We start from the raw sequence: 25,715 nt of genomic DNA, 5'->3' as shown, positions 1-25,715 counted from the left end.
AGCTAAACTATGCATCAATTTCAAAAAGTAGTGAATCGCCGTGGTACTCAAAGCATCAAATGGGATACATATAAAGATGAGGAACTTTTACATGCTTGGATTGCCGATATGGACTTTGAAGTACCAACAGCAATTCAAAATGCGATAAAGAAACGTCTTGAACATCCTATCTTTGGGTATACACTGCCACCAAAGGAAATACTAGATACTATTTGCCAATGGACAAAACAGCAATATAATTGGGACATACAAAAAGAATGGATTGTATTTAGTTCTGGAATTGTTCCAGCACTTAGCATAAGTGTACAAGCACTGACAAACGAGAATGACACCGTTCTTGTACAGCCACCTATTTATCCACCATTCTTTCATATGGTCACCAAAAACAATCGGCTTTTATGTGAAAGTCCATTACTGTTCGAAAATGGAAAATATAAAATGGATCTCGAACATTTAGAAACACAATTTCAACAAGGTGTAAAGCTTATGTTTCTTTGTAATCCACATAATCCCGTTGGACGCGTCTGGACAAAACAAGAACTTTCCGAACTTGGAATGTTATGTGAAAGATACGATGTAACCATTGTTGCCGATGAAATTCATGCGGATATTATTTTCTCAGATTATCTCCATATACCATTTGCCTCCTTATCTGAACAATTAGCAAAACGGACTATTACTTGCATAGCACCAAGCAAAACATTTAATATTTCTGGTTTACAAGCTTCTATCGTTATTATTCCAGATCGAAAAATCCGTCATGCTTTTACATCTGTGCAGCAAAGACAAGGCTTTCACGGTTTAAACATATTTGCTTATGAAGCAATGCAAAGCGCCTATACAGAATGTAATGAGTGGGTAACAGATGTTCGCTCTTATATAGAAGAAAACGCCCGATTTGCTTGTGAATTCATTGATACACACATTCCTACTTTATCTGCTATCAAGCCAGAAGGAACTTTTTTACTCTGGGTAGACTGTACAAAACTTCATCTGTCTCAAAAAGAACGAACAAAACTGCTAGAAGAAAAAGGAAGAATTATCGTAGAACCAGGTGAAAAATACGGAATAGGTGGAGAACAACATATTCGCATTAACATCGGTTGTCCGCTGTCCGTTTTGAAAGACGTTTTAACTCGGCTTCAATATGCACTTTCATAAGGCACATTTTTTATCCCGCTATTTTAGGGCATCCCAATTGGGGGAGGGCTCGATGTAGCCCTTTCTTCATTATCAATGTCCCTTCACGAACCTTAACTTCCTATCAATTAGAATAAACAAAAGTAAGAGCTACCTTTCAAAGTAGCTCTTACTTTTGTTTATTCGCAGATACTTTTTTCACAATAACCCCACAGGCAATTCGATTCCCTGAATTTCCTGTCGGCTGCGTCATGCCATCATCCGGATTTTCAGTAATGATAATAGAGGCTCCATCTTTGCGATATAAAGTGGTTCGCCCTTCTTCAAGCGATACATTTGATGCTTCAATTTCCGCTTTAATCTTTCCTGTATCGTCCGCAATCACATTTGGTAAATCACCGTTCTCTGCTCCTTTTGGATTCATAAGCCCATGCTTCTTCTTATCATCTACATTAAAATGATTACCAGCTGACTCAAAGCGTGGTGCTTTACATTCTCCCATTTCATGAATATGTAATCCATGTGCACCAGGTGTAAATCCATCTGCTTTAATTGATATTTTCACTCCGCTTGTTTGCTGCGTTACTTTCGCTGTTCCAACCTCATCGCCAGACGCATTGTATAACTTCACATCAATTTCTTTTGAGTTCCCTTTGTCACAGCCTGTGATAAGAAATAGCATACAACAACTAAATAAAAGCTGTTTTTTCATTCCCATTCCCTCCAAGATACATTCTGTCCTTAGAGTATCCGAGCTTGAAGAGAAACATACAAAAACGAATTAGCGTTTCTTTTCAGCTAACAACTTTTCTTCTATCTTTCGCAAGCGATCAGCTTCTTTTTTAGAGACACGAATGAACATGCGCCACGTCACAACAGCCCCAATAATAAATAAAATACAAACGATTCCAGGAATAATATATTCCGTTTTATCCTCTGGAAAATATAAAGGCATCATTACACTCACTCCTTTTCTACACGTTTTGTATATTTACTAGTTGTACACACTCTCATACTTTCCTCTAATCGTTTAAAGGCATCGAACGAAACAATACATGCTTCTCTATATCCTTCACACACTTCGGAATTTTCTGTCATATCATTATCCATTATAACACTTCATGATTTACAATCCTACTTAACAAATGCTTTCTTTGACTCTGCCTCTTACTTTCCTTACTATAAAATTGAGGTGAAAAATATGAAAGAAACATTTGAAATCGGAGAGATTGTTACTGGTATTTATAAAACAGGAAAGTACATTGGAGAAATTACAAATAAACGTCCTGAAAGTTACGTTGTGAAAGTATTAGCTGTTTTAAAACATCCCATGCAAGGTGACTTACATAACATAAAACAAGCAGATGTCCCATTTTTCCATGAAAGACGTGCTTTATCTTTTCGTGAGCAAACAAATATTCCAAAAGCAATGGTTAAAAAGTATGACGGAGATATTCCGGATTACAAAGAATCTCTAAAAACAGCATTAAAAGCTCAAATCGCTGCATTGTTAGAGGATGATTCACCTTTTGCACAGCGCAGTTTACAAACACTCCAGCAATTAAAACGAGACTATAAGTTATAAAAACAAAACGACCAAATTACACATTTTGCAATTTGGTCGTTACTGTGTACTTACCTTCTTTAATAATTTCGAAAAATCAACAAGTTCTCCTAACGTAGGTGGAGCTGGTTTCACTAAATATTCTTTATCCTTCTCGACAAGTTTAAAGATATTATACGTTGTCATCGCGTCATCTAATGCACAGTGATGCTTTCCTGTTCCTACCTTTCCATATGCTTCAATTGCTTTCCATAATCCTGTTTGATTTCGCTCTCCAAAAAAACGCTTATATTCTAGGGATAAATCTCGACAAACGCCTGAAAACGGAAACGGAACACCTGCTACTTCACAATTATGTTTTAATACTTTCATATCCATATTTCCCCACGTGACAATTGTCGGTTTATAGCGCTCTTCATATTGAACAAGTTTGTCGACAAGTGCTAAAAAAGAAATTCCTCCATCTACAGCTTCTTGATCAATTCCTAAAAAATCTTTACATCGATTTGTTAAATCTGGAAAACTTTCCGGTCTAACATAAGATGAATACGTATCTTCCATTGTACAACCGATAACCGATACAAGCCCTACTTCAATAATTTCGGGAAAGAAACCTTTTGGTTTTTTTCGATTTTGAGGCATCGTGAACTCAAAATCTAAAAATAAAAATTGCTTTTCATCCATACGATCCCTTCCTTATCATTTTTTCTCCTCTTCCTTCTACACGAACAGGCTCGAATTTGAAACATTCAGATTGGATGTATCTTATATATATGTCAAATAACCACAAATATTTTTAAAAAAGAAAAATTCATTTGTACAGAAAATGTAACAAAATAAACCCTTTATTTACATCCGACATTTTTCTACTTTATAATGGCGTTAAGTGTGTTTTCTTCTACAATTTTTTGACACACTAAGAATAGTAAACGAAAGGAGATGGGGTTTTTGCACGAAACAACGCAAGAAATCGCAAACTGGCAGTATTATTTTGCTATCGCAGTCTTTTTAATTACATATGCCATTATCATTTCAGAAAAAATTAATCGTGCTGTGATTGCACTTTTAGGCGCAGCACTTATGGTCATCTTCGGTATTGTTGACTTGCACAACGCATTTACAAAACATATTGAATGGGGAACTATTACACTTCTCATCGGTATGATGATCTTAGTTAACATCACGAGTAAATCGGGTGTATTCCAATATGTTGCCATTAAAGCTGCGAAACAAGCACAAGGAAATCCTATTAAAATTTTGATTTCCCTTTCTTTGCTGACCGCACTTGGCTCCGCATTTTTAGATAACGTAACAACAGTACTTCTTGTTGTTCCAGTTACTCTATCTATTACGCGCATTTTACAAGTAAATCCTGTTCCGTATTTACTGTCTGAAATTATTTTCTCAAACATTGGAGGGACTGCAACATTAATTGGTGACCCACCAAACATTATGATTGGTTCAGCAAACAAGCATTTAGATTTCAATGCATTCTTAATTAATTTGGCACCAATCGTAATCATAATCATTACTGTAGTAACAATTATGCTTTACTTTATGTATCGCAAACAACTAATTGCTGATCCAGTACAAGTTAAAAAATTAATGAGTTTAGATGAAAAACAATATATTAAAGATCCAGTACTAATGAAAAAATCTTTAACAGTACTTGGACTGACAATCGTCGGTTTCATGACTCATTCTATTTTCCATATTGATGCTGCTGTAATCGCATTAACTGGTGCCACTATCCTTATGTTAATTGGTGTCAAAGAACATGAAATCGAAGAAGTATTCGCTCACGTTGAGTGGATTACCATTTTCTTCTTTGCAGGATTATTTGTACTCGTTGGTGGTCTTATCGATATCGGTCTTATCAAAACATTAGCGCAAAAAGTAATCGGAATAACAGGTGGGGATATTTCTTACGCATCTGTGCTCATTTTATGGGTATCTGGTATTGCTTCTGCAACAATTGATAATATTCCATTCGTTGCAACAATGATTCCACTTATTAATGATATGGCAGTTGGACTTGGTCTATCACCTGCTGATGCGCAAATCGATGTACTATGGTGGTCATTAGCACTTGGTGCTTGCTTAGGTGGAAACGGAACATTAATCGGAGCTTCTGCCAACGTAATCGTAGCAGGTATCGCCAGCCGTGAGGGACATAAATTTAGTTACATGGACTTTTTAAAAGTCGGTTTTCCGATTATGATTGTGTCACTCATTATTTCTCATATTTATATTTATTTACGTTATTTAATGTAATACCAAAGGCTAGCGCACATATGCGATAGCCTTTCTTCATAAATCAGTGATTTCTCTTCAGTTATCGCCAATTCGACACAACTTATCAACCATTCGATAAAATACCCTACCTCAATATCTTGTTGGTTCATTCCGAATCAATAAATTGGTAAAAAGATCGAACATGTTATCACATGAATACTAGTAAACAGATGAACAACTTCTCTTCTCAATTATGAAACATCTCAAAACTTCAAAAGAATTTTTCATTCAAAAAACAATCATCGGTTGAGTACTTCGTAAATATGCCAAAACAACTTCAGATGTTGTATGGAAATATGTACAAACGAATGCACTTTTGCCCAGCAATGAAACACATTCAATACTTATATGGTATAAAGAACAAAAAAATAGACGAAACTCTATCATAAAGACAATCGTTCCTCTATTGTGATTTAAAAAAGAACATGATAGAATATGTTCATTATTATGAAATATAAGTAGCGATGATGGACTTATAAGTACTTGCACCTACAAGCGATTCAGGGATAGTGAAAGCCTGAAAACGCAAGGAAACGGCAGTCTTGAGCAATACATGATAAAGTGGATGTGAAAAGCACATCAACTAGGGTGGAACCGCGGGCAAACGCTCGTCCCTAGGCAACAAGCCTAGAGACGAGCGTTTTTGTATTTAAAAGCGCAAGGCGGCTTGCTCAAGAAATTACGTTTCATAAGTGCACTCTATCATCGCCAATACGTTAACTTTTAAAAGGAGGATTTTAGTATGTATTCAATGGAACAAGTTGTAAACTTAGCGAAACATCGCGGTTTTGTTTTTCCTGGTTCTGAAATTTATGGTGGTCTTGCAAATACTTGGGATTACGGTCCACTTGGTATCGAACTAAAAAATAATGTAAAAAAAGCTTGGTGGAAAAAATTTATTCAAGAATCTCCATACAACGTTGGTTTAGATGCAGCAATCTTAATGAACCCAAAAACTTGGGTAGCCTCTGGTCATGTTGGTAACTTTAACGACCCAATGATTGACTGTAAAAAATGTAAAGCTCGTCATCGCGCTGACAAATTGATTGAAGATGCTTTAGATGCAAAAGGTATCGAAATGATTGTTGACGGTCTTACTTTCGAACAAATGGCTGACTTAATGAAAGAGCACGAAGTGAAATGTCCAGACTGCGGCAGCCAAGAATTCACAGAAATCCGTCAATTCAACTTAATGTTTAAAACATTCCAAGGTGTTACGGAATCTAGCACAAACGAAATTTTCCTTCGTCCTGAGACAGCACAAGGTATTTTCGTAAACTTTAAAAATGTACAACGTTCTATGCGTAAAAAACTTCCATTTGGTATCGGGCAAATCGGTAAAAGTTTCCGTAATGAAATTACACCTGGTAACTTCACATTCCGTACACGTGAGTTTGAACAAATGGAACTTGAATTCTTCTGTAAACCAGGTGAAGAATTAGAGTGGTTTACATTCTGGCGCGAAACTTGCAAAAACTGGTTACTATCACTTGGTATGAACGAAGACAGCATGCGTCTTCGCGATCACGGTGAAGAAGAATTATCTCACTACAGTAACGCAACAACTGATATTGAATTTAAATTCCCATTTGGTTGGGGCGAACTTTGGGGCATTGCCTCTCGTACAGACTTCGACTTAAAACGTCACATGGAACATTCTAGTGAAGACTTTAACTATATCGATCCACAAACAAACGAACGTTACGTACCATACTGCATCGAGCCATCTCTTGGCGCAGATCGCGTAACATTAGCATTCTTATGCGATGCATACGAAGAAGAACAATTAGAAAACGATTCTCGTACAGTTCTTCGTTTTCATCCTGCTTTAGCACCATATAAAGCGGCTATCTTACCATTATCGAAAAAACTATCTGAAGGTGCTAGAGAAGTATTTGCAGAGCTGGCAAAAGACTTCATGGTAGATTACGACGAAACAGGTTCAATTGGTAAACGTTACCGCCGCCAAGATGAAATCGGTACACCATTCTGTATCACATATGACTTCGACTCAGTTGAAGACAAGGCTGTAACAGTACGTGACCGCGATACAATGGAACAAGTTCGTATGCCAATTAGCGAGCTAAAAAGCTTCTTAGAGAAGAAAATCCAGTTCTAACAAGAAAAGGCTATCCTAAGGTACATAGCCATCCAGTTAAGATTACGTATATAATTTTCATCAAAAACAGCCATTCTTTCATGGAGTATCCATGAAAGAATGGCTGTTTTATGTCTTTAATGAATTTTACAAAAGGCACAGATAACAATACCGAAATCATCTTTTTATGAAACTGTCGATGTAATAAGGAGATCATTTTCTTAAGCAAACTGTTTTTTCTTTTAATTTCATTATTAATTTTCATAATTCGGTTTTTATATACAATCCATGAGAGGATAACCAAGATCATGAGAAGGGCAACTGATACCCAAAGGGTGATATCCTTGTTAGAATAATATGTATCAAATAACATACCCTCACCATCATCTCCGAAAATCGCTATCGTGTAATTCCAGATAAAATGTCCCCCAGCAGCAACCCATAAATTATTATAGGCTAAAGTTAAAATAGAAAAGAATACACCTACAAAATATGCTATGAGAAATACTAGGAATTCAGAATAATCGGGTGAATTAAAATGTAAAACAGAAAAGGCTATCGGGTTTAATAAAATCGCTACATACACATTTGTAGAACGAAGCAAGGTTCCTAAAGCATAGCCACGGAAAAGAATTTCTTCATAAAAACTTTGAATCATTACAACGGGGATAGTAAGCAACACAATTTTCACAGAATCTGGATGGGCACTAACTGTAATGGAGCCACCTGCTATAAGTAAATTCAAGATTGTATTAACAACGAAAAAGGTAAAGACAATCCCAATACCAATTCCATAATTTTTATATGTTTCTTTTGATAAGAATCCTGTTGGAAGACGAAGAGGTCTAAGACTTCGATGGTGTAAAAAAGCAGCTAGTAATGTCAAGACCACAATTAATAAAGGGATAAACATGGCATAGGTTCGCTGTTCTAGATTTGATAGGTCATCATAATTTATATTCAAAATACTTAAAAACAGATCAAGTATTTTCCCACCAATCATCATACCACCAAACAATAAAATGATTGGGACAGCAAGAGCTAATATTATGTTTAGTACGATTTTCCATATCTTCATATGACAAACTTCCTTTCTATGAGTTCTGTATGAAATCTAAATAAATATTTAATATGATAAGTATTTTTTTTAATTATATACTCCCATAAATATTTACGATAATGAAATATTACCTTAGTAAAAGGAAGTTTTTTAGCATTTCAAAAAGAACATTTTCTTGCTCGACAGTTCATTATTGAAAAAAAGCTCTTTTTTCATTTCGGGGGATGTTTACTTTTCCTAAGTTGATGGCGATGACCCTAGGGCGACCGCGCCCCGATTGGTGAGAGCTCATAATAAGCGAGGGATGAAGCCCCCACTTATTAAAGTTTCACTTTATATGGAATCCCTAACTAAAACTAGGAAATCCCTTTTATTTTTCACGCTTTTCTTTAATTGCAACTGTACATCTAGAAATGCAAATTAAATCATCATTTTCATCAATAATGCGCACGTCCCAAACCATCGTTGTTTGTCCTTTGTGGATTGGTATTCCGATTGCTGTGACAATTCCATCGCGTTTAGAACGAATATGGTTTGCATTGATTTCCAGTCCGAAGCAAATACACTTTTCTTGATCAATTAAGTTATAAGCCCCTACGCTCGCCACTGTTTCTGCTAAAGCAACTGATGCACCTCCATGCAAAAAGCCAAATGGCTGATGTGTGCGTCCATCTACTGGCATCGTAGCCACTACTTTCTCTTCTGTCATTTCTAATAATTCAATCCCCAATGCATCCATTAATGTTTTTGGCATTTCTATTCCTCCTCTATGAAATTCAAAAAATGTATAATTTTCCCTATTTATTTTCAAACTATCCATAACACTTATATAGGGAGGGTTTATTTTATGAAAAAGATATACTTTATACTAACAATTGCATTCTCCTTGCTCACTATTGTACCAAATTGTACAAATGCAGCAAAAGGCTCTAACATGCCAATTGAAATTAAAACGATTACCCAAAAGGGGAAGAAGCCTTATATAGACTATCAAATAAGCAGACCTTCTTTTCATCACTTTCCAGATTTAACATTTCAAAATCAATTAAATGCATATTATAAAAACGCTACTAACCGCTTTAAAAAAAGAGTAACAAAAGAAGCGAAAAAATATTATGAAGAAACAAAGCATACGGAATCTTCTTTTCAGCCTTATGTTGCAAATGTTGACTATAAAATCACATTAAACAAACTACCTTTACTAAGTTTATATGTAAATTATTATCAATATACAGGCGGTGCACATGGATTATATACATGGAAAGCAAATACATTTGATGTAAATAAAAAGAAACTATTACACTTAGATGATTTATTCAAAAAAAATAGCGCCTATCAAGATATCATTCGTACAGAGATTGTAAGGCAAATCAAACAAAATGAAAGCATCTATTTTCCAGATGCAGCTGAAAAAGTGATTAACACAAAAAAATTCTATTACTTTTTAGATCCAGACTATCTTACCGTTTATTTTCCGTTATATGAAATCGCACCATATTCAAGTGGAATTCCGCAATTTCGTATTTCATACACCTTGCTTCAAAACTCCTTGAAGCCTTATTATCAGATTATTTTACTTGACAAGAAATAAATGCATCGATACGATAATGTTAACTTTAAATCGATAGGAGTTAACATTATGAACAAATTACGTCCTTTAGATTTAGTACTATCTGCGATGTTCGTTGCACTTATGGCGATCGGTGCAAATATTGTATCATGGGCACCATTTTTACAGGTAGCTGGTGTCCCATTGACGATGCAACCATTTTTTTCAATTTTGGCAGGACTTCTCCTTGGTAGTAGACTTGGTGCCTTATCTATGACAATTTATATGCTTGTCGGAGTTGCTGGTGCACCGATTTTTGCAAACTTTAAAGCGGGCTTGGGAGCGCTTTTAGATCCTACAGGTGGATTTATTATTGCATTTATTATGGTTGCTTACATATCTGGAAAGCTTGTGGAACAAAGAAACAATCCAAAATTCGGTACATTTGCAATCTCAGCTTTTGTTGGCATTATTTTAACTTATATAATTGGTACAACTTATATGTATGTAATCGTAAACTTGTGGATGGGCGGAAACATGAGCTATAAAGCGGCTTGGATGATTATGATGTGGTTTGCTTTAAAAGATTTTATTCTTACGGTAATCGGCGCCGTTATTGCACCTCGTATATACTACGCAGTTCGTCGTTCTGCTTATCAACATTCTCATTCCACACAATCCTCATAAAAAAGAGCTACTTCATGTAGCCCTTTTTATGAGGATTGATTTGTTTGTTCTTCAACAATCTTCTTCATAAGTTGTAAAAGATCTTCACGCAGTTCATCATACTGAAGCGCCATTTCAATTGTCGTTTGAACAAATCCTAATTTTTCTCCAACATCGTAACGCTTCCCTTCAAAGTCATAAGCAAATACGCGCTGAATTTCATTTAATTTTTGAATAGCATCCGTTAGTTGAATTTCACCACCAGCACCAATATGTTGTTCTTCTAGAAACATAAAAATTTCTGGTGTTAAAATGTAACGTCCCATAATTGCTAAGTTTGAAGGTGCTGTACCTTTCGCTGGTTTCTCCACAAAATTGCGAACTTGGTAACGACGTCCCTCTTGTTCTAATGGATCAATAATTCCATAACGATGCGTTTCTTCTTCTGGAACCGTTTGTACACCAATAACAGAAGAGAGTGTTTTATCATATTCATCCATTAATTGACGTAAACATGGTGTTTCAGCTTGTACAATATCATCGCCTAATAGCACCGCAAACGGCTCATCACCAATAAATTTCCTTGCACACCAAACAGCATGCCCTAGTCCTTTTGGTTCTTTTTGACGGATATAATGAATGTCTACCATTTTAGAAGAAGCCTGTACTTTCTCAAGCAATTCATATTTTTTCTTTTCCAATAAGTTTTGCTCTAATTCAAATGCATGATCAAAATGATCTTCAATAGAGCGCTTTCCTTTACCTGTAACAATAATAATATCCTCAATTCCAGAGGCTACCGCTTCTTCGATAATATATTGAATCGTTGGTTTATCCACAATTGGAAGCATCTCTTTTGGCATTGCTTTTGTCGCTGGCAAAAAGCGCGTTCCTAACCCTGCTGCTGGGATAATCGCTTTTCTTACTTTTTTCATAACAAATCCCCTCTTTTCTAATCCTTGTACTATATTTCCTTACTTATACACGAAAATGATTACTCTGACATTCATAATTGCAACGTTACAGACAGTATATCATATCCATTCTGCTTACATATCTCATTTTTATATACAAGAAAAGAGGAGGTCACTCTCCCCTTTGCTCTCCTTTAATAAACATCATGGATCGGTTTCATTATAAACGATTCATAACATCTTCTTTAATAGTAAGTAACTTTTGTTCACTATTTTGTAAAGAATCAGCTTTCACACCAAAATAAAACTTAATCTTTGGCTCTGTGCCGGACGGACGTAAACAGAACCAAGAACCATCTGTTAGTTGATATTTTAGCACATTAGATTTTGGTAATTGAATTTCTTCTTGACTTCCATCTATTAGAGATGTAATCGTACTTGCCTTATAATCTTCTACTGCTTTTACTGTTAAACCAGCCACTTCTTTTGGTGGATTTTCACGGAATGCTGTCATCATTTCTTGAATTTTCTCCGCTCCATCTTTTCCTTTTAACGTTAAAGACACAAGATCTTCGCGGAAGAAACCATACTTTTCAAATATTTCTAGTAATCCATCATACAATGTTTTCCCTTGTGATTTATAGTATGCTGCTACTTCACATGCAAATAATACAGACTGAACTGCATCTTTATCACGACAGAATGGACGAATTAAATATCCATAACTTTCTTCATATCCAAATTGGAACTCATATTGTCCGCTTTCTTCATATTGTTTAATTTTCTCACCAATAAATTTAAATCCAGTTAATGTATCAACTGTATCTAAGCCATATGCTTTTGCAATTGTACGGCCAATTTCAGACGTTACGATTGTTTTTAGTACAACACCGTTCTTTGGAAGGGTACCATTTTGTTCCTTTTGTGATAATAAATACTCAAGCATTAATGCGCCTGTTTGGTTCCCTGTTAATACTTGGAATTCTCCGTTATGATTACGAACCGCTACACCTAGGCGATCCGCGTCTGGATCCGTTGCAATTAATACGTCCGCTCCTACTTTTTCACCATCACGAATTGCCAGTTCAAATGCAGCATGTTCCTCTGGATTTGGTGATTTAACCGTAGAAAAGTTTGGATCTGGTAACTCCTGCTCTTTTACGACTGTTACATCTGTAAATCCAACTGCTTCTAAGCCTTGGCGTACTGGAATATTAGATGTTCCATGCAGTGGTGTAAAGACGATTTTTAAATCTTTCCCAACTTTCTCAACCATTTCTTTATTTATGATAACTGTTTTTAACTGCTCTACATATGCCTCATCTACTTCTGTTCCGATGATATGTAATAATCCATCCGCTTTTAATTGCTCTACATTCGCAACTTCTACCGTTAATTCATCTTCCACTTGATTTACATAACGAATTAACTCATCTGCTTCTTTTGGTGGCAATTGTCCACCATCTTCACCGTATACTTTATATCCATTATATTCGGGTGGATTATGACTTGCTGTAAGAACGATTCCACTTATTGTATGTAAATGACGTACTGCGAAAGAAAGTACTGGTGTTGGACGTAAACTTTCGAATACATATGTTGTAATGCCATGCGCCCCTAATGTTGCAGCTACTTCCATTGCAAATTCGGGCGATTTATGACGAGAATCATACGCAACAACTACGCCGCGTTTCTTCGCTTCTTCACCTAAATTCTCAATAAAGTGTGCAAGTCCTTTTGTCGCTTTTCGAACAGTATATACATTTAAACGATTCGTACCAGCCCCCAGTTCTCCGCGCATACCACCGGTACCGAATTCTAAATTTTTATAGAAGCTATCTTCTATTTTCTTCTCATCTTGTTTCATATCTTCTAGCTGCTGTTTTAATTCTGCATCTAAGTTTGCATAAGAAAGCCAGCGGCTATATTCTTTTTTCCACTCCATCCTCTTATCTCCTCTCGCTTGTCATAACTTTATTATATGAAAAAAACAGCAATTATCTCAATACATTTTAAAATCTAACAGGATTTTACTTTTATAATTTGTATACACTAATGGTATATACTTCAAACAAAAAGGTGAGGCATATGAAAGAATGGGGATTATCTGAAGAATTAAAAATAGAAACAAAACAAATGATTGAAATTGTAGAATTAGAATTAACAAGCATGAAGCAAACCATTGATGAAGATGGTGAGTGCATTTTATGCAGAATGGAAGAAATTCATCATTTACTAAGTAACGTTCAAACAATTGCAGCTTCTTACTATTTAAAAGCTTATTTATCACCATTTACCTCAAGTTATGCTCCTATCACAACAGCCATCCAACATTTAGGTGAGCGAAAACATGGAGCATTAATTGTGGTCGAAAGGAATGATTCTCTTACTCCCCTTATTCAAACAGGCACGAAACTAAATGCTTTTTTAACTGTTCCACTACTCGAATCCATTTTTTATCCTGGGAACCTGCTTCATGACGGAGCCGTTCTTATTAAAGACGACCATATTATATCAGCAGCGAATATTCTCCCTCTAACAAAAAATTTAGAAATTGACCCTAAGCTTGGAACACGTCACCGAGCAGCAATTGGTCTTTCAGAAAAAAGCGATGCTCTCATATTAGTCGCGTCGGAAGAAACAGGCCGGACATCTTTTGCATTAAACGGCTCTTTGTATACAATTTCTTTATAGTAAGTAAAACTTTAATCAGTGGAGAATGTTTCTTTACCCACCACTAATGATGCCCCTCACCAATCTTGCTTACCCTAAAATAGCAAGATAAAAAAGGGTAGCCATTTCGCCTACCCTTCTAAGCTTCTTATTCTTCTCCAAACCGTTCAACAAGTGTTGCAAGTGTACGAACCATTACACCTGTTGCTCCTGCCGGTCCTAAATCATGTGTACTCGTTGTATCAGAAGTTCCAGCAATATCTAAATGTACCCAGGGTGTGTCTTCCGCAAATTCACCAAGAAATGTGCCGGCCATTACCGCATGTCCATCACGCCCTGGTGAGTTGTTTAAATCTGCAAATTTACTGTTACGAACACGCTCTTTATCACGTTCAAAAATCGGTAATTGCCAAATTCGTTCATCTGTTTCCATTGACGCTTCTAATACTTGTTCAAATAATGTTTCATTATTTGTCATTGCACCTGTTGTATGGTTTCCTAGCGCAACGATAACCCCTCCTGTTAAGGTTGCCACATCAACAAGATAGTTTGCACCAAGCTTCTTCGCATACGTAATTCCATCAGCTAATGCAAGGCGACCTTCTGCATCTGTATTTAATACTTCAATCGTTTTCCCGCTCATAGATGTGATAACATCATCTGGTTTAAATGCAGTTCCACTCACTACATTGTCTGTTGATGGAATAATTGCAATTACATTTTGTTCAGGGCGAAGTTCTCCGATAATTTCCATTGCACCAAGAACTGCTGCCGCACCACCCATATCACCCTTCATACCAACCATGCCATCGCGTGGTTTTAAAGAGTAACCACCTGTATCATATGTAATTCCTTTTCCAATCAACCCAATGACATCTTTCCACTCTTCTTTTCCTTTATAAATGAGGGCAATCATTTTGGGCGGTTCTGTAGAGCCTTGATTAACTGCAAGTAAAGCACCCATACCTAGTTCTTCCATTTCCTCTTTCTCTAATACTTTATAATCCATATCATATTTTTCAGCTAATTCCACTGCATATTCTGCCAGTTTTGTTGCTGTTAACATGTTCGGAGGCATATTTACAAGCGTACGAGCTGAATTTGTAGCACGTCCATGAACATATCCAACTGTTAACGCTGCTTCAATTTCTTTTGCATCCTCTGCTGTAATAACAACAAGTTTTTCTAATTCTACATGTTCTTTTTTATCTGTTTTATATGTTTGTAATCTGTATGTGCCAAGGCAATATACTTCAGCTGCAATATGCGCCACATCAATTGCATCTAACTTCTCTGTGACAAATGAGTCAAGCAAGATCGCAGCGTCTTGTATCTTTTCCGCTTGTAATGTTTTAAATGTTTTACTCAGTGAAGCACGTAATGTTTCGGTTGTATATGCTTCTTTTTTTCCAAGGCCAACAAAGTAGTAACGTTTTACATTTGTTTTCCCTAAGCTATGTACTTTTGAAATAGATTTCTTCTTTGTACTCAGTTCTTTTTCATCTAATAAACCTTGCAATTGTCCCTCAAATGCCTTGTCTAATTCTTGGACAAAACGGCTCGTTTCTTCTTCAAATAAAGCAACAATGACTGCTCCATGGTTCGCTAATTCAGTTTGTACTTGAAACATATTCAGCCCCCCTTGGTTTCTCTATTTTTTATTATAACTGTATTTTTTCGAAAATGCGATAATTCTAACTTTTCTTCCGCTTCATATATACAATAAAGGTAATTCGTATATTCTTTCAGGTATAATACCTCTGCAATTCTGAATATACACTATCACCTTGTCTACATCTAAATCCCAATGAACTGGTCGTATGGCTGTAAATATTGCTCTGCTACTTCCATCATCAAACGTGCTCCTTTTACATTTCCGTAGCTAGAAGGATACTGAGCAACTACTAATTGTAATAATCCTTTAAGAAACAGATTACTGCGCTCTTCCAACCACATTTCTTCTAACCAATCATGACATGTATCATAATCTGCTGCGTTATATTTCACAAAAACTTGTAATACGCTAAAGGATACTTCTTCACTTTTCCACCCTGTTTTCTTATATTGCGAAACAGGACAAAGAAAAAAGTCTAGTGTTCATTTCACTAGACTATCTCTGTTTCAAATATTGGCCACGAAATACTTGCATCGTTTCATCTTGATTCAACATCGTTAACTCATCTTCCGTTAATTTACCATTTCCCATTTTTACAACATATACATTTACCTTTTTCTTTCCCCATTGGCTGTATACATCCTGAACAGTTTCATAATATAAATCCAGCCTATTTCCCTTTATAGCGCCACCTTTATCCGCTACAACGCCGTATCCATACCCTGGAATAAATAAAATTGTTCCAATAGGAAATACTCGTAAATCTGCTGCGATTGTAGAATATAAATCCCTTTTCACTTTGACCCCTGAATATGTAATTCCATACTCTGGGTGTTCAGGGCTTTTTCCTGTTGATTCAGCACCTGACGTATATCCAGTTGCCGTTACTTCCATCATACGATATTTAGACCAGTCATTTGCCTGTTCTAAAGCATTTATTACTTCTTTACTTGGAACAACTTGCTCTTTTCTTTCTGCCGCATGCACTTCTTTTACATTGCTTTCTTGATATGTTTTGACAATGTCCATAAAAGAAATTCCTGTGAATGCCTTCCATGTTACACATAACGCTGTCACAAATAAACAAGTCATCATAATGCGAATAGCATATCGTTTTAACATTTTTATATTCCACACTCCTTCATCATTAGTCATTCCCGATACGATAAAGAAATATGCAAAAAAAAATCTCCAAACAAATTGGAGATTAAAACATTTGATAGCCACTTTTTCGAAGCTTCTTAATTACAATGCCAGCCAAAATTGCTCCTATGAATCCTGTTGATAAAATAAATAGGTCCGCTTGTCCAAGATGAGATACCCTTGTTCCAACTGAAGAAAATGTTTCTGATGGCTTTGAAAAATAGTCCCAAACGCTTGCTTTATTAACGATGAACATGCAAATGATTGGATAAATCATAACCATTATCCACGTAGCACGTAAAATCATGTTAAGTAAAAATCCAATTCCAAAAAACAAAATAAAAAACAACATCATTGAAATAAGGAGTACTGGTATACTCAATTGTTCTCGCCCCCCTTTTCCCCCGCCGTAAATACATGATATGCTGTATATCCGAATTGCTTTCCTGGATTGAGTGTCATATCCATCTCAAGAATTGGTCCTATATTTCCCTCTAATAAATATCGAATTAATATGGAAGTATTTTGGTCATATGCGATATCTTTTGGGTGTAAAAATGCCACTTCCGACAATTCTTCTTCTTGAACCGTAATCTCTTCCCCTTCCGGTTCCAATAGAAAAATAATCATATTATCACTAATTTCATCATGAATCACACCGGAACGAATACCAATTACGCCTTTCACGTGTGCCGTAATACCTGTCTCTTCTAAAACTTCTCGTTTCACAGCTTCATCAATTGTTTCTCCTTCATTAACAAAGCCCGCTGGTAATGACCATTTCCCTTTTAATCCACTATATTTTTTCTTAACAAACAGCCATCTTCCATCATTTGTCACTACTAGTCCACTTACAGCTAACCAAACTTTCCCACGCTTCTCCATGATGTAAAACCCCTTCCGCTTAAACGAGCAGAATATTCATTCTTTTCTATTTATTATACTACATTTTTCAGTGAGAATAATATAAGTCTTCCTTTTCTTATTTAAATTTTCCATATATTCGATTTAATGTTAATATAGAGAAGTCCTTTCCTGAGGAAAGATCTTAAATCCCCTCAAAAATTCTTCCTTGTATACTACAACATACCTATTCATTTGAAAAAGGAGTAAAAAAACAAATGAGAAATCGATCAAAAAAATCCAGTATTGTATTTGTTACACTCGTTTCTGCTTTCTTCTTCTGCTCTGTCCTAGTTGTTTCTTCCCTTTCGCCACTTGCTGATTTTGGACCGAATGCAAATCAGTTTAACTCTTTAGGCATGTGGAAATCCATCGGCACGATTTTACTATTTTATAGCGTACCTCTACTTCTTTATATAGCAGGAATACGTGCAATACGATTCATCATGGCTATTCTTTGTGGCATGGGAATATTCATCAATCTTGTAATACTTGCAGTCGTATATATGATCATACATACAAGTGACTATCATGCCTACTCTTTCTTAGGAGTCATCATCGTTTGCATGGCGCTAATCATCACAAATATCATTTGGTTTTTTGTTGCTTTTCGCTCAAAAAGAAATTCTACTTATACGCTAAATGCAAATTGAAATGGCAGTAAAAAAGCAGAAACGGTCAGCCGTTTCTGCTTTTTTACTATATATTAAAAGAACTTCAATTTCCCTTTTTTCAGAACTAATAAAGGTCCACCAAGTAGGAATAAGTAACGGTTATCAATTACTTTCTTCATGAAAGAAGCTTTCCAGCCCGTTAATTTTTTCCCCATCACAACACCCATTGCATCGTCATGTCCTAATGAACATACAGATCCTTTATTATCAAATACGAACTTTTTCATTTCGCCTTTTCCACGAATTAATACAGATAAATTGTGGGCAATATTGTAACCTTGTTGAATTGCAATTTGTGCTGTCGGTGGATATGGACGGTTAATTTCTTCATTGATGATTAATGCTGCGTCACCAACCATGAATACATTTTCTTGACCTGGAGCACGCATAAATTCATCGACCTTTACGCGACCGCGCATCGCTTCAAATCCAGACTCTTCTACAATACCATTACCACGAACACCTGCAGCCCAAACAACAGTTTCAGATTTAATTAATTCTACATCATCACCGTTTGCAACAAGAATACCTTCTTCAGTTGCTTCTTTAATTGCTGTACCGATGCGAAATTCTACGCCTTTTTTCTCTAACTGTTTTACAGCGTATTCAACTAATTCTGGGTCAAAACCTGGAAGCGCTGTTGGAGCAGCTTCTACACAGATGATACGTACTTTCTCACGTGGAACATCATATTCTTTGCACAGTTCAGGAATTCGATTAGCCAGTTCTCCTACATACTCGATGCCTGTGAATCCTGCGCCACCTACAACGATTGTTACTAATTCATCGCGTTTTTCAGTCGCATATTGAGCGAATTTATATTCCATATGCTCACGAATTTGACGAGTGGTATTAATGTTAGTAATAGAGAATGCATGCTCTTTTAACCCTTTAATACCAAATGTTTCAGACTCGAAGCCTAGACCGATGACTAAGTAATCATACTTTAACTCGCTATTTTTTAAAATTACACGTTTTTCAGCCGCTTTAATTTCTACAACTGTATCTTGCACAAAGTTTACTTTATTTGTATCAATAACGTCTTGAATATCTAGACGGACTTTATCATGATGTAAAGTACCAGCTGCACTTTCATGTAACCAAGTTGTTTGGTAGTGATAGCTGTTGTTATTTACTAGCGTAATTTCAGCTTCACTTGCAGATAATGTTTTTTGTAGGCGAACAGTCGTAATCATCCCACCATAACCTGCGCCTAAAACTACGATTTTTGGAGTTTTCACTGAATCACAACCCTTTTCTTTTATATACTCGCAATAAGCGATAACACCTAATTTGTCAAGAATGTGGAATTTATCACATTCTCATTCATAACAAAACGTATTCAAAAATTCGTACGAAATTTGTCATAAAAAATTAACATAATACTTCCCTATATTATTCGGTTTTATTTCAGAATTCAAGCACCTAGAGAATTATCAATATTTTAAAATAACATAGCGTTTTCAAGGGTTTCTCCCCCTCTTTTTCATGTATTTTCCTATTTGTATATTTTATACATTTCTAATTAATCTATGCAGAAGCTTACAAACAATTCAGTCGCTTTCTTACGTATTAGGAACAAAAATATGCTATCATTTATGTTAACTTACAGTCCTTTGCAGGATTTCCGTATACATATGAACAATATATGGAATCAATATCCAAATTCCATCTATAGGGGGAATAAATAATGACAGAAAATCAAAATGTGTACGATATAACAATTATTGGTGGTGGTCCAACCGGACTATTTACAGCATTTTATGGCGGGATGCGACAGGCAAGTGTAAAAATTATTGAAAGCCTACCGCAACTTGGAGGACAATTGTCCGCACTATACCCTGAAAAATATATTTATGACGTTGCAGGATTCCCAAAAGTACGTGCGCAAGAGTTAGTAGACAATTTAAAAGAACAAATGAAAAAATTTGATCCTACCATTTGCTTAGAAGAAGCAGTGGAAACTCTTGAAAAGCAAGCTGATGGCGTGTTTAAACTCGTAACAAATAAACAAACACACTACTCTAAATCTGTCATTATTACAGCTGGTAATGGTGCTTTCCAACCACGCCGCTTAGAATTAGATGGTGCACAGAAATTTGAAAAGAAAAACTTGCACTATTTCGTTGATGACATGAATAAATTTGCCAGAAAACGCGTTGTTGTATTTGGCGGTGGTGACTCTGCAGTAGACTGGACATTAATGTTAGAACCAATCGCTGAGCAAGTAACCATTATTCATCGTCGTGATAAATTCCGTGCTCATGAACATAGTGTAGAAAATCTAATAAATTCTCGGGCAGATATAAAAACACCTTATGTTCCAGTAGAACTAATCGGTGAAGAGCAGATTGAACAAGTTGTTTTGCAACATGTCAAAACAGAAGAAAAAGTCGTCATTGATGTTGATGATGTCATCGTAAATTATGGTTTCGTCTCTTCCCTTGGTCCCATTAAAAACTGGGGCTTAAACATTCAAAAAAACAGCATCGTTGTAAATTCGAAAATGGAAACAAATATTCCAGGTATTTATGCAGCAGGAGATGTTTGTACATATGAAGGAAAAGTAAAACTAATTGCATGTGGTTTTGGCGAAGCACCAACAGCAGTAAATAATGCAAAAGCTTACTTTGACCCAAGTGCAAAATTACAACCAATGCATAGCTCTAGTATGTTTTAACGTATAAATAAAAAAGAGGTGCAATTTCTCGTGTAGAAATCGCACCTCTTTTTTATTACGTGCAGATAATATCTGAAAAATTCTGTTTTTTTTAATAACATATTTTATTTTTAACCTCCAGCGTACATGCATAAGGTATAATTTATATAATCACTCAAATTGGGGTGGGAGAGAGATCATATGGAAGTACAAACGGAAATATATCGAGCAGCTACGAAAAGAACGTTAGAACGTCATTTTTCAGATATGATTGCCATTCCTCTTGTTTTAGTTGGAGGAATAGTACTTTCTATCCAATTGTGGTAGAAAACCAAATTAAAAGGGATGTTAGGAATGGTCATCACTTTTGGGCTTATCATCTTCACATTGATATAATTGTTACCTGCCATATTTTTCCCTCGTATAAGGTTGCAAGGAAAATACATATTACTTTTCAGCATTTTTCACATACTAAAACTATTACAACCACATACATTTACGAGGTGAGATAGATGAATGGAAATAAAATATTAGCTGCGCTTTCGTATTGGAGCGTTTTCTTTGCTCCCATTATATTCCCTATCATTATTTGGATAATTGGTGAAAACGAAACGAAGATTCATGCAAAAAAAGCGCTTTGGACTCATATTATTCCAGGGATTACAGCTTTTTTAGGAATGATTATAATCGGGATGTTAGGAATTACTTCTAATCAACCTGACATAACACTTGGTATCGGTTCAATTATCATTATAGGAATTTGCGGAATCATTAGCATATATTTCTTTATTTGGAATATTGTAAAGGGAATTCAAGTGCTGAAATCTTGAAAAGAGAACCATCAGACACCTCATAATGAGAGTAGATCTGATGGTTCTTCCCCTTCTTATCTTTAAAAATATACTGGGCAAATCTGTTATTATTGTCTACAATGAAAAAGTGTAGTATGGAAATATTCAAAACTACATAAAGGATTATTTTTTAATCAAGGGATGTTTTCTTCGTTTATTTTACTTTTTAGGTTTATTACCTAAACATAGCGGTTAAAACAAATGTTAATAGAAATTTTATACTGCTTCAAATTTGTGACATAGAAAGGATGCAATATGGAGGAATTACAACGAAACAAGTCTGTTTTAGAAGAAAATGGGAATCCATTATTAAAAAATACAAATTTCCTTTTCCTCTGGGCAGCTACTCTTTTTTCAAGTTTTGCATTAGCCTTTTTTACCTTTTCTCAAACATGGTACATCGCGAAAACATTAAATCTCGAAGCTTCCCTCGGTGTTGTCTTTGTTGCACTTAGCGTCCCAAGACTAATCTTTATGATTGTAGGAGGAGCTGTGGCAGACAAATTTCCGAAAAAAAATATTATGTTTTACTCCAATATCGTTCGTGCTATTATTGTAGCAACCATCTTAACTTGGTTTGTCATCGGTGACGTAACCTTATATACATTTGCTTTCTTCGCTTTATTCTTTGGACTAGCAGATGCTTTTTTCTGGTCCGCAGACGGATCCATTTTACCTGAACTTGTTGAAAAACAGCGCTTAACACAAGCAAACTCACTAACCCAAATGACAAACCAAGCATCTGTTATTTTAGGACCTGTACTCGGTGGCATCCTGATTAAATTTAGTAATTATGAAACGATTTTTACCATTACAATTCTTTTACTTATTATAGCCGCTATACTTGTCCAAAAAATACAATCTACCGTGCAAGAACAATCAGATTCAAATAAAGGGATGTTTACATCTATTAAAGAAGGAATTTTATATGTAAGAAAATCGCCATTTCTGTCCACATTCTTAATTTGTAGCGCCTTTTTAAATTTATTTTTAATCGGCCCTATGCAAGTTGGATTTCCATTGTTTATCAAAAATGTATTGCACGGCGATTCTCTTCAATTTAGTTATTTAGAAGCATCCGTTGGAGGCGGAATGGCAATTGGAGCTATTATCGTTGGCCTGAAAAATATTAGTCGAAGACGGGGCCTATTTTGTATTATCATGATGCTTTTATCTGGGGTATTCTTCTTATCGATTAACTTTAGTACAACACTGTGGCAAGCATTGTTAGCTGGCGCATTTTACGGAATTACGATTGCTATGGCAATTGTTCCTTTAATGGCAATGATTCAATCTACTGTTAAAGAAGAAATGATGGGGCGCGTAATGAGCTTACTCATGCTTTCATCAATGGGATTCATTCCAATTTCTTATGCTCTTACATCCCTTGCACTCGCTGCCGGTATTCCAATCGTTACCATTATGAAAAGCGGCGCGATTGCGGTCATTCTCTTTGTATTATTCGTTGCCATTCGCGTTCCCGTTGTACGAAAATTTGATTGATGAACAAAAGGGTCATGTATAATGCATGACTCTGTTGTTCGTTGTGTCGTACACTAAGCATTTATCCTTTTAAGAACTGAGGTAGAAAAACATGATTGTAATTAGCGCTTGTTTAGCTGGTATCGCTTGCCGTTACGACGGCAATGATAATCTTGTTTCTAAAATAGATGAGTTATTACAAAAAGAAGACACCGTTCTTGTCTGTCCAGAAGTACTAGGCGGATTACCAACTCCGCGCCCACCAGCAGAAATCATTGGTGGCAATGGAGATGACGTGCTAGATGGAAAGGCAAGAGTGCAAGATAAAAACGGAAACGATGTGACAGATGCCTTTATACAAGGCGCTTATAAAGCTTTAGAAACAATAAAAGATTTAAACCCCGCGTACATTATTTTAAAAGAGCGCAGCCCTTCTTGCGGTAGTTCTACAATTTATACAGGAGAATTTAATGGAAAGAAACAAGCTGGATATGGCGTTACAACAGCACTCTTTCGAAGACATGGATTTACAGTTATTTCAGAAGAAGAATTTGCACATGAAAAAAGGAGTTGACCGAAAAAGCCAACTCCTTCTTTATTATTTTACACCTAATTTTTCTTTCACTTTTGCAGGAAGCTCATCCTTCTGTACTTCCTCCCAAGCTGTTACCCCTTTTTTATCGGAGTAATAAATGCGAAGAAATGCTTCTTTGCGAAGATTTTTCTGCGCAGTAAATTCCATTGTTTTTTCCTTTCCTTCTTCATCAAATCCTGCTAATTTATATTGATAATCTGTATATCTTGTACCATCATCCGCTTTTCCTTCATATACTTTTCCATCCACTGTAATTTGAACATAGTACGTATCTTTCCCCATACGATTCAAATCACAACCAACTAAAACACTAGCAAATACGATTAAAATACTAAAAAGTGCAATATATCGTTTCACGTGATTCACCTCATTTTTTATTATATCGATATCATAAACTTATATAATAAAAAAAGAAATTCATAAACGTGACATAAATATTACACTTTTGTAAGATATCAAAAAGAACCTTCTCTTTTTTTGGATGAGAAGGTTCTAATTTATTAGCATTCCTCCGGCGTACCAGCATTCGTCGCTGTACGGAAAGAAGACCCGCAGCCGCATGATGCGATTGCGTTTGGATTGTCGATTGTAAATCCGCCGCCAAGCATCGATTGCTTATAATCAATTTTTACTCCTTTTACAATCAGAGCACTTTCTTTATCAATAACAAATTCAACACCATGAAATTCAAGAACTGTGTCGTCTTCATTTGGTTCTCTTTCAAATCCTAAACCGTAAGAAAGACCGCTACATCCTCCGCCATGAACGGCAAAGCGAACATATCTTTCCCCATCTTCAGCATCTTTTAACATATCCTTAATTTGAAATGCTGCTTGTTGTGTTACAGTAATCATAAAATCCACCTTCCTTTCTTATTCTATTATACATCTTTATGCTTCTATCTTGTACTCATACACTCCGTGACAAATCACTTCTGCTGGTCCTTTCATCATTACAGTTCCTTCTTCTGTCCACGTAATCATTAAGTCACCGCCAGCTAAATGAACCGTAATTTCTTTACCGCGTTCCATTTTTCCATTTAAGATTGCTGCTACAACAGATGCACACGCTCCCGTTCCACATGCTTGCGTTACACCTGATCCACGTTCCCATACGCGGAAATTCATCTCTGTTTCATTCAAAATTTCAATGAACTCAACATTTACCCGTTCTGGAAACATTTCATGATTCTCAAGTACAGGTCCCAGTGTTGTAAGAGGTGCCTTTTCTACATCATCAACAAAAATTACAGCATGTGGATTTCCCATAGAAACTGCTGTAAATGCATAACGTTGATTATGAAATAGAAAGTCCTCACGAATAAACGGCGTTTCTCCTTCTCCAAGCATCGGTAACTCCGCACGTGTTAAACGAGGTGCCCCCATATCAATTTTAACGAGTGTAACAATATCATTCTCGACTGTTACCTCAGCTGTTACAATACCAGCTAATGTTTCAATCGTAAAAATCGTTTCTTCTACTAATTTATGCTCATATGCATATTTCGCTACACAGCGAAGCCCATTTCCACAACTCTTTCCCTCTGAGCCATCATTATTAAACATACGCATTTTTACTGGTGCTACTTCAGATGGACAAATTAAAATCATTCCATCAGCCCCAATGCCGGTATTTCTGTTCGAAACTTTTTCTGCTACAAGAGCTAGTTCTTCCTCTGGAATATGTTCTTCAAACATATTTACATATATATAGCTATTTCCAAGACCATGCATTTTTGTAAAAGAAAATTGGCTCATTCTGATTCACTCCAAAAATAATTTATTATTTTAAGTATAAAATGCATGCTTTTGGAACACAATATGAATGTCCCCCG

The 25,715-nt window shown here is 35.9% G+C and carries 30 protein-coding genes and 1 pseudogene; 14 read left to right on the top strand and 17 right to left on the bottom strand.

Annotation, left to right across the window (positions count from 1 at the left end; all coding sequences use genetic code 11):
- Window positions 1-9 precede the first annotated feature (9 nt).
- Window positions 10-1,161 (top strand): MalY/PatB family protein, encoded by a 1,152-nt coding sequence (locus MR056_RS15955; RefSeq protein WP_048723170.1) that lies wholly within the window; start codon window positions 10-12, stop codon window positions 1,159-1,161.
- Between the two features lie 148 nt (window positions 1,162-1,309).
- On the opposite strand, the gene MR056_RS15950 is transcribed toward MR056_RS15955, so the two are convergent.
- The 3 genes from MR056_RS15950 to MR056_RS15940 form a co-directional block, all read right to left on the bottom strand.
- Entirely contained in the window at window positions 1,310-1,852 is a 543-nt protein-coding gene (locus tag MR056_RS15950) for a superoxide dismutase family protein (RefSeq protein WP_048723172.1), read from the bottom strand.
- Between the two features lie 69 nt (window positions 1,853-1,921).
- Entirely contained in the window at window positions 1,922-2,098 is a 177-nt protein-coding gene (locus tag MR056_RS15945) for a hypothetical protein (protein ID WP_012095974.1), read from the bottom strand.
- Between the two features lie 5 nt (window positions 2,099-2,103).
- The gene (locus MR056_RS15940; RefSeq protein ID WP_157671215.1) at window positions 2,104-2,250 is read right to left on the bottom strand and encodes a hypothetical protein; all 147 of its coding nucleotides are present in this window, start codon (window positions 2,248-2,250) and stop codon (window positions 2,104-2,106) included.
- A gap of 91 nt (window positions 2,251-2,341) precedes the next feature.
- Between MR056_RS15940 and kapB the strand changes: the two genes are divergently transcribed.
- Window positions 2,342-2,725, top strand: coding sequence for a kinase-associated lipoprotein KapB (kapB, locus tag MR056_RS15935; RefSeq protein ID WP_012095975.1), 384 nt, complete (start codon window positions 2,342-2,344; stop codon window positions 2,723-2,725).
- A 39-nt stretch (window positions 2,726-2,764) separates the two neighbouring features.
- On the opposite strand, the gene kapD is transcribed toward kapB, so the two are convergent.
- Window positions 2,765-3,388 carry a 3'-5' exonuclease KapD gene (gene kapD, locus MR056_RS15930; RefSeq protein ID WP_012095976.1) on the bottom strand — a complete coding sequence of 208 codons (624 nt, stop codon included), beginning with the start codon at window positions 3,386-3,388 and terminating at the stop codon, window positions 2,765-2,767.
- A gap of 255 nt (window positions 3,389-3,643) precedes the next feature.
- Between kapD and MR056_RS15925 the strand changes: the two genes are divergently transcribed.
- From MR056_RS15925 to MR056_RS15920, 3 genes and pseudogenes are all read left to right on the top strand, one after another.
- Window positions 3,644-4,978 (top strand): ArsB/NhaD family transporter, encoded by a 1,335-nt coding sequence (locus MR056_RS15925; protein ID WP_087095494.1) that lies wholly within the window; start codon window positions 3,644-3,646, stop codon window positions 4,976-4,978.
- A 190-nt stretch (window positions 4,979-5,168) separates the two neighbouring features.
- Window positions 5,169-5,388, top strand: a pseudogene (locus MR056_RS22725) (DNA alkylation repair protein); the annotation flags it as partial.
- A gap of 353 nt (window positions 5,389-5,741) precedes the next feature.
- Entirely contained in the window at window positions 5,742-7,118 is a 1,377-nt protein-coding gene (locus tag MR056_RS15920) for a glycine--tRNA ligase (RefSeq protein WP_012095978.1), read from the top strand.
- A gap of 10 nt (window positions 7,119-7,128) precedes the next feature.
- Here MR056_RS15920 and MR056_RS15915 read toward each other — a convergent pair whose 3' ends face one another.
- Together MR056_RS15915 and MR056_RS15910 are read right to left on the bottom strand one after the other, a co-directional pair.
- Window positions 7,129-8,175: a CPBP family intramembrane glutamic endopeptidase gene (locus MR056_RS15915; protein WP_235436402.1), complete on the bottom strand. Its 1,047-nt coding sequence runs from the start codon at window positions 8,173-8,175 to the stop codon at window positions 7,129-7,131.
- A gap of 352 nt (window positions 8,176-8,527) precedes the next feature.
- Window positions 8,528-8,911, bottom strand: a complete 384-nt coding sequence (locus MR056_RS15910) for a hotdog fold thioesterase (protein WP_012095980.1) — start codon at window positions 8,909-8,911, stop codon at window positions 8,528-8,530.
- 93 nt (window positions 8,912-9,004) lie between these two features.
- On the opposite strand from MR056_RS15910, the gene MR056_RS15905 reads away from it, so the two are divergent.
- Both MR056_RS15905 and MR056_RS15900 read left to right on the top strand, forming a co-directional pair.
- A complete protein-coding gene (locus tag MR056_RS15905; RefSeq protein WP_012095981.1) occupies window positions 9,005-9,748 on the top strand; it encodes a DUF3298 and DUF4163 domain-containing protein in 744 nt (247 codons plus the stop codon).
- A 48-nt stretch (window positions 9,749-9,796) separates the two neighbouring features.
- On the top strand, window positions 9,797-10,393 hold the full coding sequence (locus MR056_RS15900; protein WP_012095982.1) for a biotin transporter BioY: 597 nt from the start codon (window positions 9,797-9,799) through the stop codon (window positions 10,391-10,393).
- A gap of 26 nt (window positions 10,394-10,419) precedes the next feature.
- On the opposite strand, the gene galU is transcribed toward MR056_RS15900, so the two are convergent.
- A complete protein-coding gene (galU, locus tag MR056_RS15895) occupies window positions 10,420-11,307 on the bottom strand; it encodes a UTP--glucose-1-phosphate uridylyltransferase GalU (RefSeq protein WP_012095983.1) in 888 nt (295 codons plus the stop codon).
- Between the two features lie 199 nt (window positions 11,308-11,506).
- Window positions 11,507-13,231 (bottom strand): phospho-sugar mutase, encoded by a 1,725-nt coding sequence (locus tag MR056_RS15890; RefSeq protein WP_048723175.1) that lies wholly within the window; start codon window positions 13,229-13,231, stop codon window positions 11,507-11,509.
- A gap of 143 nt (window positions 13,232-13,374) precedes the next feature.
- On the opposite strand from MR056_RS15890, the gene cdaS reads away from it, so the two are divergent.
- Window positions 13,375-13,980 carry a sporulation-specific diadenylate cyclase CdaS gene (cdaS, locus tag MR056_RS15885; protein WP_048723177.1) on the top strand — a complete coding sequence of 202 codons (606 nt, stop codon included), beginning with the start codon at window positions 13,375-13,377 and terminating at the stop codon, window positions 13,978-13,980.
- 127 nt (window positions 13,981-14,107) lie between these two features.
- Here cdaS and MR056_RS15880 read toward each other — a convergent pair whose 3' ends face one another.
- From MR056_RS15880 to MR056_RS15860, 5 genes are all read right to left on the bottom strand, one after another.
- Window positions 14,108-15,589: a leucyl aminopeptidase gene (locus tag MR056_RS15880; RefSeq protein ID WP_012095986.1), complete on the bottom strand. Its 1,482-nt coding sequence runs from the start codon at window positions 15,587-15,589 to the stop codon at window positions 14,108-14,110.
- Window positions 15,590-15,756: 167 nt separating this feature from the next.
- Window positions 15,757-15,966 carry a DUF309 domain-containing protein gene (locus MR056_RS15875; RefSeq protein WP_012095987.1) on the bottom strand — a complete coding sequence of 70 codons (210 nt, stop codon included), beginning with the start codon at window positions 15,964-15,966 and terminating at the stop codon, window positions 15,757-15,759.
- A gap of 103 nt (window positions 15,967-16,069) precedes the next feature.
- Entirely contained in the window at window positions 16,070-16,696 is a 627-nt protein-coding gene (locus tag MR056_RS15870) for a 3D domain-containing protein (RefSeq protein WP_041810598.1), read from the bottom strand.
- Between the two features lie 85 nt (window positions 16,697-16,781).
- Complete coding sequence (locus MR056_RS15865) at window positions 16,782-17,099, bottom strand: YuiB family protein (protein ID WP_012095989.1); 318 nt, start codon at window positions 17,097-17,099, stop codon at window positions 16,782-16,784.
- A complete protein-coding gene (locus tag MR056_RS15860) occupies window positions 17,096-17,602 on the bottom strand; it encodes an NUDIX hydrolase (RefSeq protein WP_012095990.1) in 507 nt (168 codons plus the stop codon). The genes MR056_RS15865 and MR056_RS15860 overlap by 4 nt, the downstream gene beginning before the upstream one ends.
- 236 nt (window positions 17,603-17,838) lie before the next feature.
- Between MR056_RS15860 and MR056_RS15855 the strand changes: the two genes are divergently transcribed.
- Window positions 17,839-18,273, top strand: coding sequence for a DUF5391 family protein (locus MR056_RS15855; protein WP_012095991.1), 435 nt, complete (start codon window positions 17,839-17,841; stop codon window positions 18,271-18,273).
- A gap of 53 nt (window positions 18,274-18,326) precedes the next feature.
- On the opposite strand, the gene MR056_RS15850 is transcribed toward MR056_RS15855, so the two are convergent.
- Entirely contained in the window at window positions 18,327-19,535 is a 1,209-nt protein-coding gene (locus MR056_RS15850; protein ID WP_012095992.1) for an NAD(P)/FAD-dependent oxidoreductase, read from the bottom strand.
- Between the two features lie 449 nt (window positions 19,536-19,984).
- Between MR056_RS15850 and MR056_RS15845 the strand changes: the two genes are divergently transcribed.
- The 5 genes from MR056_RS15845 (at window position 19,985) to MR056_RS15830 (ending at window position 23,860) form a co-directional block, all read left to right on the top strand.
- The gene (locus MR056_RS15845) at window positions 19,985-20,974 is read left to right on the top strand and encodes an NAD(P)/FAD-dependent oxidoreductase (RefSeq protein ID WP_012095993.1); all 990 of its coding nucleotides are present in this window, start codon (window positions 19,985-19,987) and stop codon (window positions 20,972-20,974) included.
- A 180-nt stretch (window positions 20,975-21,154) separates the two neighbouring features.
- Window positions 21,155-21,280, top strand: a complete 126-nt coding sequence (locus tag MR056_RS22300; protein WP_255816144.1) for a hypothetical protein — start codon at window positions 21,155-21,157, stop codon at window positions 21,278-21,280.
- A gap of 185 nt (window positions 21,281-21,465) precedes the next feature.
- Window positions 21,466-21,783, top strand: coding sequence for a magnetosome magnetite crystal formation protein family (locus MR056_RS15840; RefSeq protein ID WP_012095994.1), 318 nt, complete (start codon window positions 21,466-21,468; stop codon window positions 21,781-21,783).
- Window positions 21,784-22,059: 276 nt separating this feature from the next.
- On the top strand, window positions 22,060-23,307 hold the full coding sequence (locus MR056_RS15835) for an MFS transporter (protein WP_012095995.1): 1,248 nt from the start codon (window positions 22,060-22,062) through the stop codon (window positions 23,305-23,307).
- A gap of 91 nt (window positions 23,308-23,398) precedes the next feature.
- Entirely contained in the window at window positions 23,399-23,860 is a 462-nt protein-coding gene (locus MR056_RS15830; protein ID WP_012095996.1) for a 2-thiouracil desulfurase family protein, read from the top strand.
- A gap of 24 nt (window positions 23,861-23,884) precedes the next feature.
- On the opposite strand, the gene MR056_RS15825 is transcribed toward MR056_RS15830, so the two are convergent.
- The 3 genes from MR056_RS15825 to dapF all read right to left on the bottom strand — a co-directional run bounded on the left by MR056_RS15825 (window position 23,885) and on the right by dapF (window position 25,638).
- Window positions 23,885-24,238, bottom strand: coding sequence for a YxeA family protein (locus MR056_RS15825; RefSeq protein WP_012095997.1), 354 nt, complete (start codon window positions 24,236-24,238; stop codon window positions 23,885-23,887).
- 143 nt (window positions 24,239-24,381) lie between these two features.
- Entirely contained in the window at window positions 24,382-24,735 is a 354-nt protein-coding gene (locus MR056_RS15820) for a HesB/IscA family protein (RefSeq protein ID WP_087099304.1), read from the bottom strand.
- A gap of 36 nt (window positions 24,736-24,771) precedes the next feature.
- A complete protein-coding gene (dapF, locus tag MR056_RS15815) occupies window positions 24,772-25,638 on the bottom strand; it encodes a diaminopimelate epimerase (RefSeq protein WP_012095999.1) in 867 nt (288 codons plus the stop codon).
- Between the last annotated feature and the right edge of the window lie 77 nt (window positions 25,639-25,715).

It is taken from the genome of Bacillus cereus group sp. BfR-BA-01360 (assembly GCF_022663595.1).
Taxonomy (GTDB): Bacteria; Bacillota; Bacilli; order Bacillales; family Bacillaceae_G; genus Bacillus_A; species Bacillus_A cytotoxicus.
Note: the sequence above shows the minus strand (reverse complement) of the source record. Positions and strands in the feature narration are given on the sequence as shown.

What these genes read in the sequence shown, in the direction of transcription:
- MR056_RS15955 (WP_048723170.1), top strand. Translation starts at nt 10, where the DNA reads ATGCATCAATTTCAAAAAGTAGTGAATCGCCGTGGTACTCAAAGCATC.
- MR056_RS15950 (WP_048723172.1), bottom strand. Translation starts at nt 1,852, where the DNA reads ATGAAAAAACAGCTTTTATTTAGTTGTTGTATGCTATTTCTTATCACA.
- MR056_RS15945 (WP_012095974.1), bottom strand. Translation starts at nt 2,098, where the DNA reads ATGATGCCTTTATATTTTCCAGAGGATAAAACGGAATATATTATTCCT.
- MR056_RS15940 (WP_157671215.1), bottom strand. Translation starts at nt 2,250, where the DNA reads ATGGATAATGATATGACAGAAAATTCCGAAGTGTGTGAAGGATATAGA.
- kapB (WP_012095975.1), top strand. Translation starts at nt 2,342, where the DNA reads ATGAAAGAAACATTTGAAATCGGAGAGATTGTTACTGGTATTTATAAA.
- kapD (WP_012095976.1), bottom strand. Translation starts at nt 3,388, where the DNA reads ATGGATGAAAAGCAATTTTTATTTTTAGATTTTGAGTTCACGATGCCT.
- MR056_RS15925 (WP_087095494.1), top strand. Translation starts at nt 3,644, where the DNA reads ATGGGGTTTTTGCACGAAACAACGCAAGAAATCGCAAACTGGCAGTAT.
- MR056_RS15920 (WP_012095978.1), top strand. Translation starts at nt 5,742, where the DNA reads ATGTATTCAATGGAACAAGTTGTAAACTTAGCGAAACATCGCGGTTTT.
- MR056_RS15915 (WP_235436402.1), bottom strand. Translation starts at nt 8,175, where the DNA reads ATGAAGATATGGAAAATCGTACTAAACATAATATTAGCTCTTGCTGTC.
- MR056_RS15910 (WP_012095980.1), bottom strand. Translation starts at nt 8,911, where the DNA reads ATGCCAAAAACATTAATGGATGCATTGGGGATTGAATTATTAGAAATG.
- MR056_RS15905 (WP_012095981.1), top strand. Translation starts at nt 9,005, where the DNA reads ATGAAAAAGATATACTTTATACTAACAATTGCATTCTCCTTGCTCACT.
- MR056_RS15900 (WP_012095982.1), top strand. Translation starts at nt 9,797, where the DNA reads ATGAACAAATTACGTCCTTTAGATTTAGTACTATCTGCGATGTTCGTT.
- galU (WP_012095983.1), bottom strand. Translation starts at nt 11,307, where the DNA reads ATGAAAAAAGTAAGAAAAGCGATTATCCCAGCAGCAGGGTTAGGAACG.
- MR056_RS15890 (WP_048723175.1), bottom strand. Translation starts at nt 13,231, where the DNA reads ATGGAGTGGAAAAAAGAATATAGCCGCTGGCTTTCTTATGCAAACTTA.
- cdaS (WP_048723177.1), top strand. Translation starts at nt 13,375, where the DNA reads ATGAAAGAATGGGGATTATCTGAAGAATTAAAAATAGAAACAAAACAA.
- MR056_RS15880 (WP_012095986.1), bottom strand. Translation starts at nt 15,589, where the DNA reads ATGTTTCAAGTACAAACTGAATTAGCGAACCATGGAGCAGTCATTGTT.
- MR056_RS15870 (WP_041810598.1), bottom strand. Translation starts at nt 16,696, where the DNA reads ATGTTAAAACGATATGCTATTCGCATTATGATGACTTGTTTATTTGTG.
- MR056_RS15860 (WP_012095990.1), bottom strand. Translation starts at nt 17,602, where the DNA reads ATGGAGAAGCGTGGGAAAGTTTGGTTAGCTGTAAGTGGACTAGTAGTG.
- MR056_RS15855 (WP_012095991.1), top strand. Translation starts at nt 17,839, where the DNA reads ATGAGAAATCGATCAAAAAAATCCAGTATTGTATTTGTTACACTCGTT.
- MR056_RS15845 (WP_012095993.1), top strand. Translation starts at nt 19,985, where the DNA reads ATGACAGAAAATCAAAATGTGTACGATATAACAATTATTGGTGGTGGT.
- MR056_RS22300 (WP_255816144.1), top strand. Translation starts at nt 21,155, where the DNA reads ATGGAAGTACAAACGGAAATATATCGAGCAGCTACGAAAAGAACGTTA.
- MR056_RS15840 (WP_012095994.1), top strand. Translation starts at nt 21,466, where the DNA reads ATGAATGGAAATAAAATATTAGCTGCGCTTTCGTATTGGAGCGTTTTC.
- MR056_RS15835 (WP_012095995.1), top strand. Translation starts at nt 22,060, where the DNA reads ATGGAGGAATTACAACGAAACAAGTCTGTTTTAGAAGAAAATGGGAAT.
- MR056_RS15830 (WP_012095996.1), top strand. Translation starts at nt 23,399, where the DNA reads ATGATTGTAATTAGCGCTTGTTTAGCTGGTATCGCTTGCCGTTACGAC.
- MR056_RS15820 (WP_087099304.1), bottom strand. Translation starts at nt 24,735, where the DNA reads ATGATTACTGTAACACAACAAGCAGCATTTCAAATTAAGGATATGTTA.
- dapF (WP_012095999.1), bottom strand. Translation starts at nt 25,638, where the DNA reads ATGAGCCAATTTTCTTTTACAAAAATGCATGGTCTTGGAAATAGCTAT.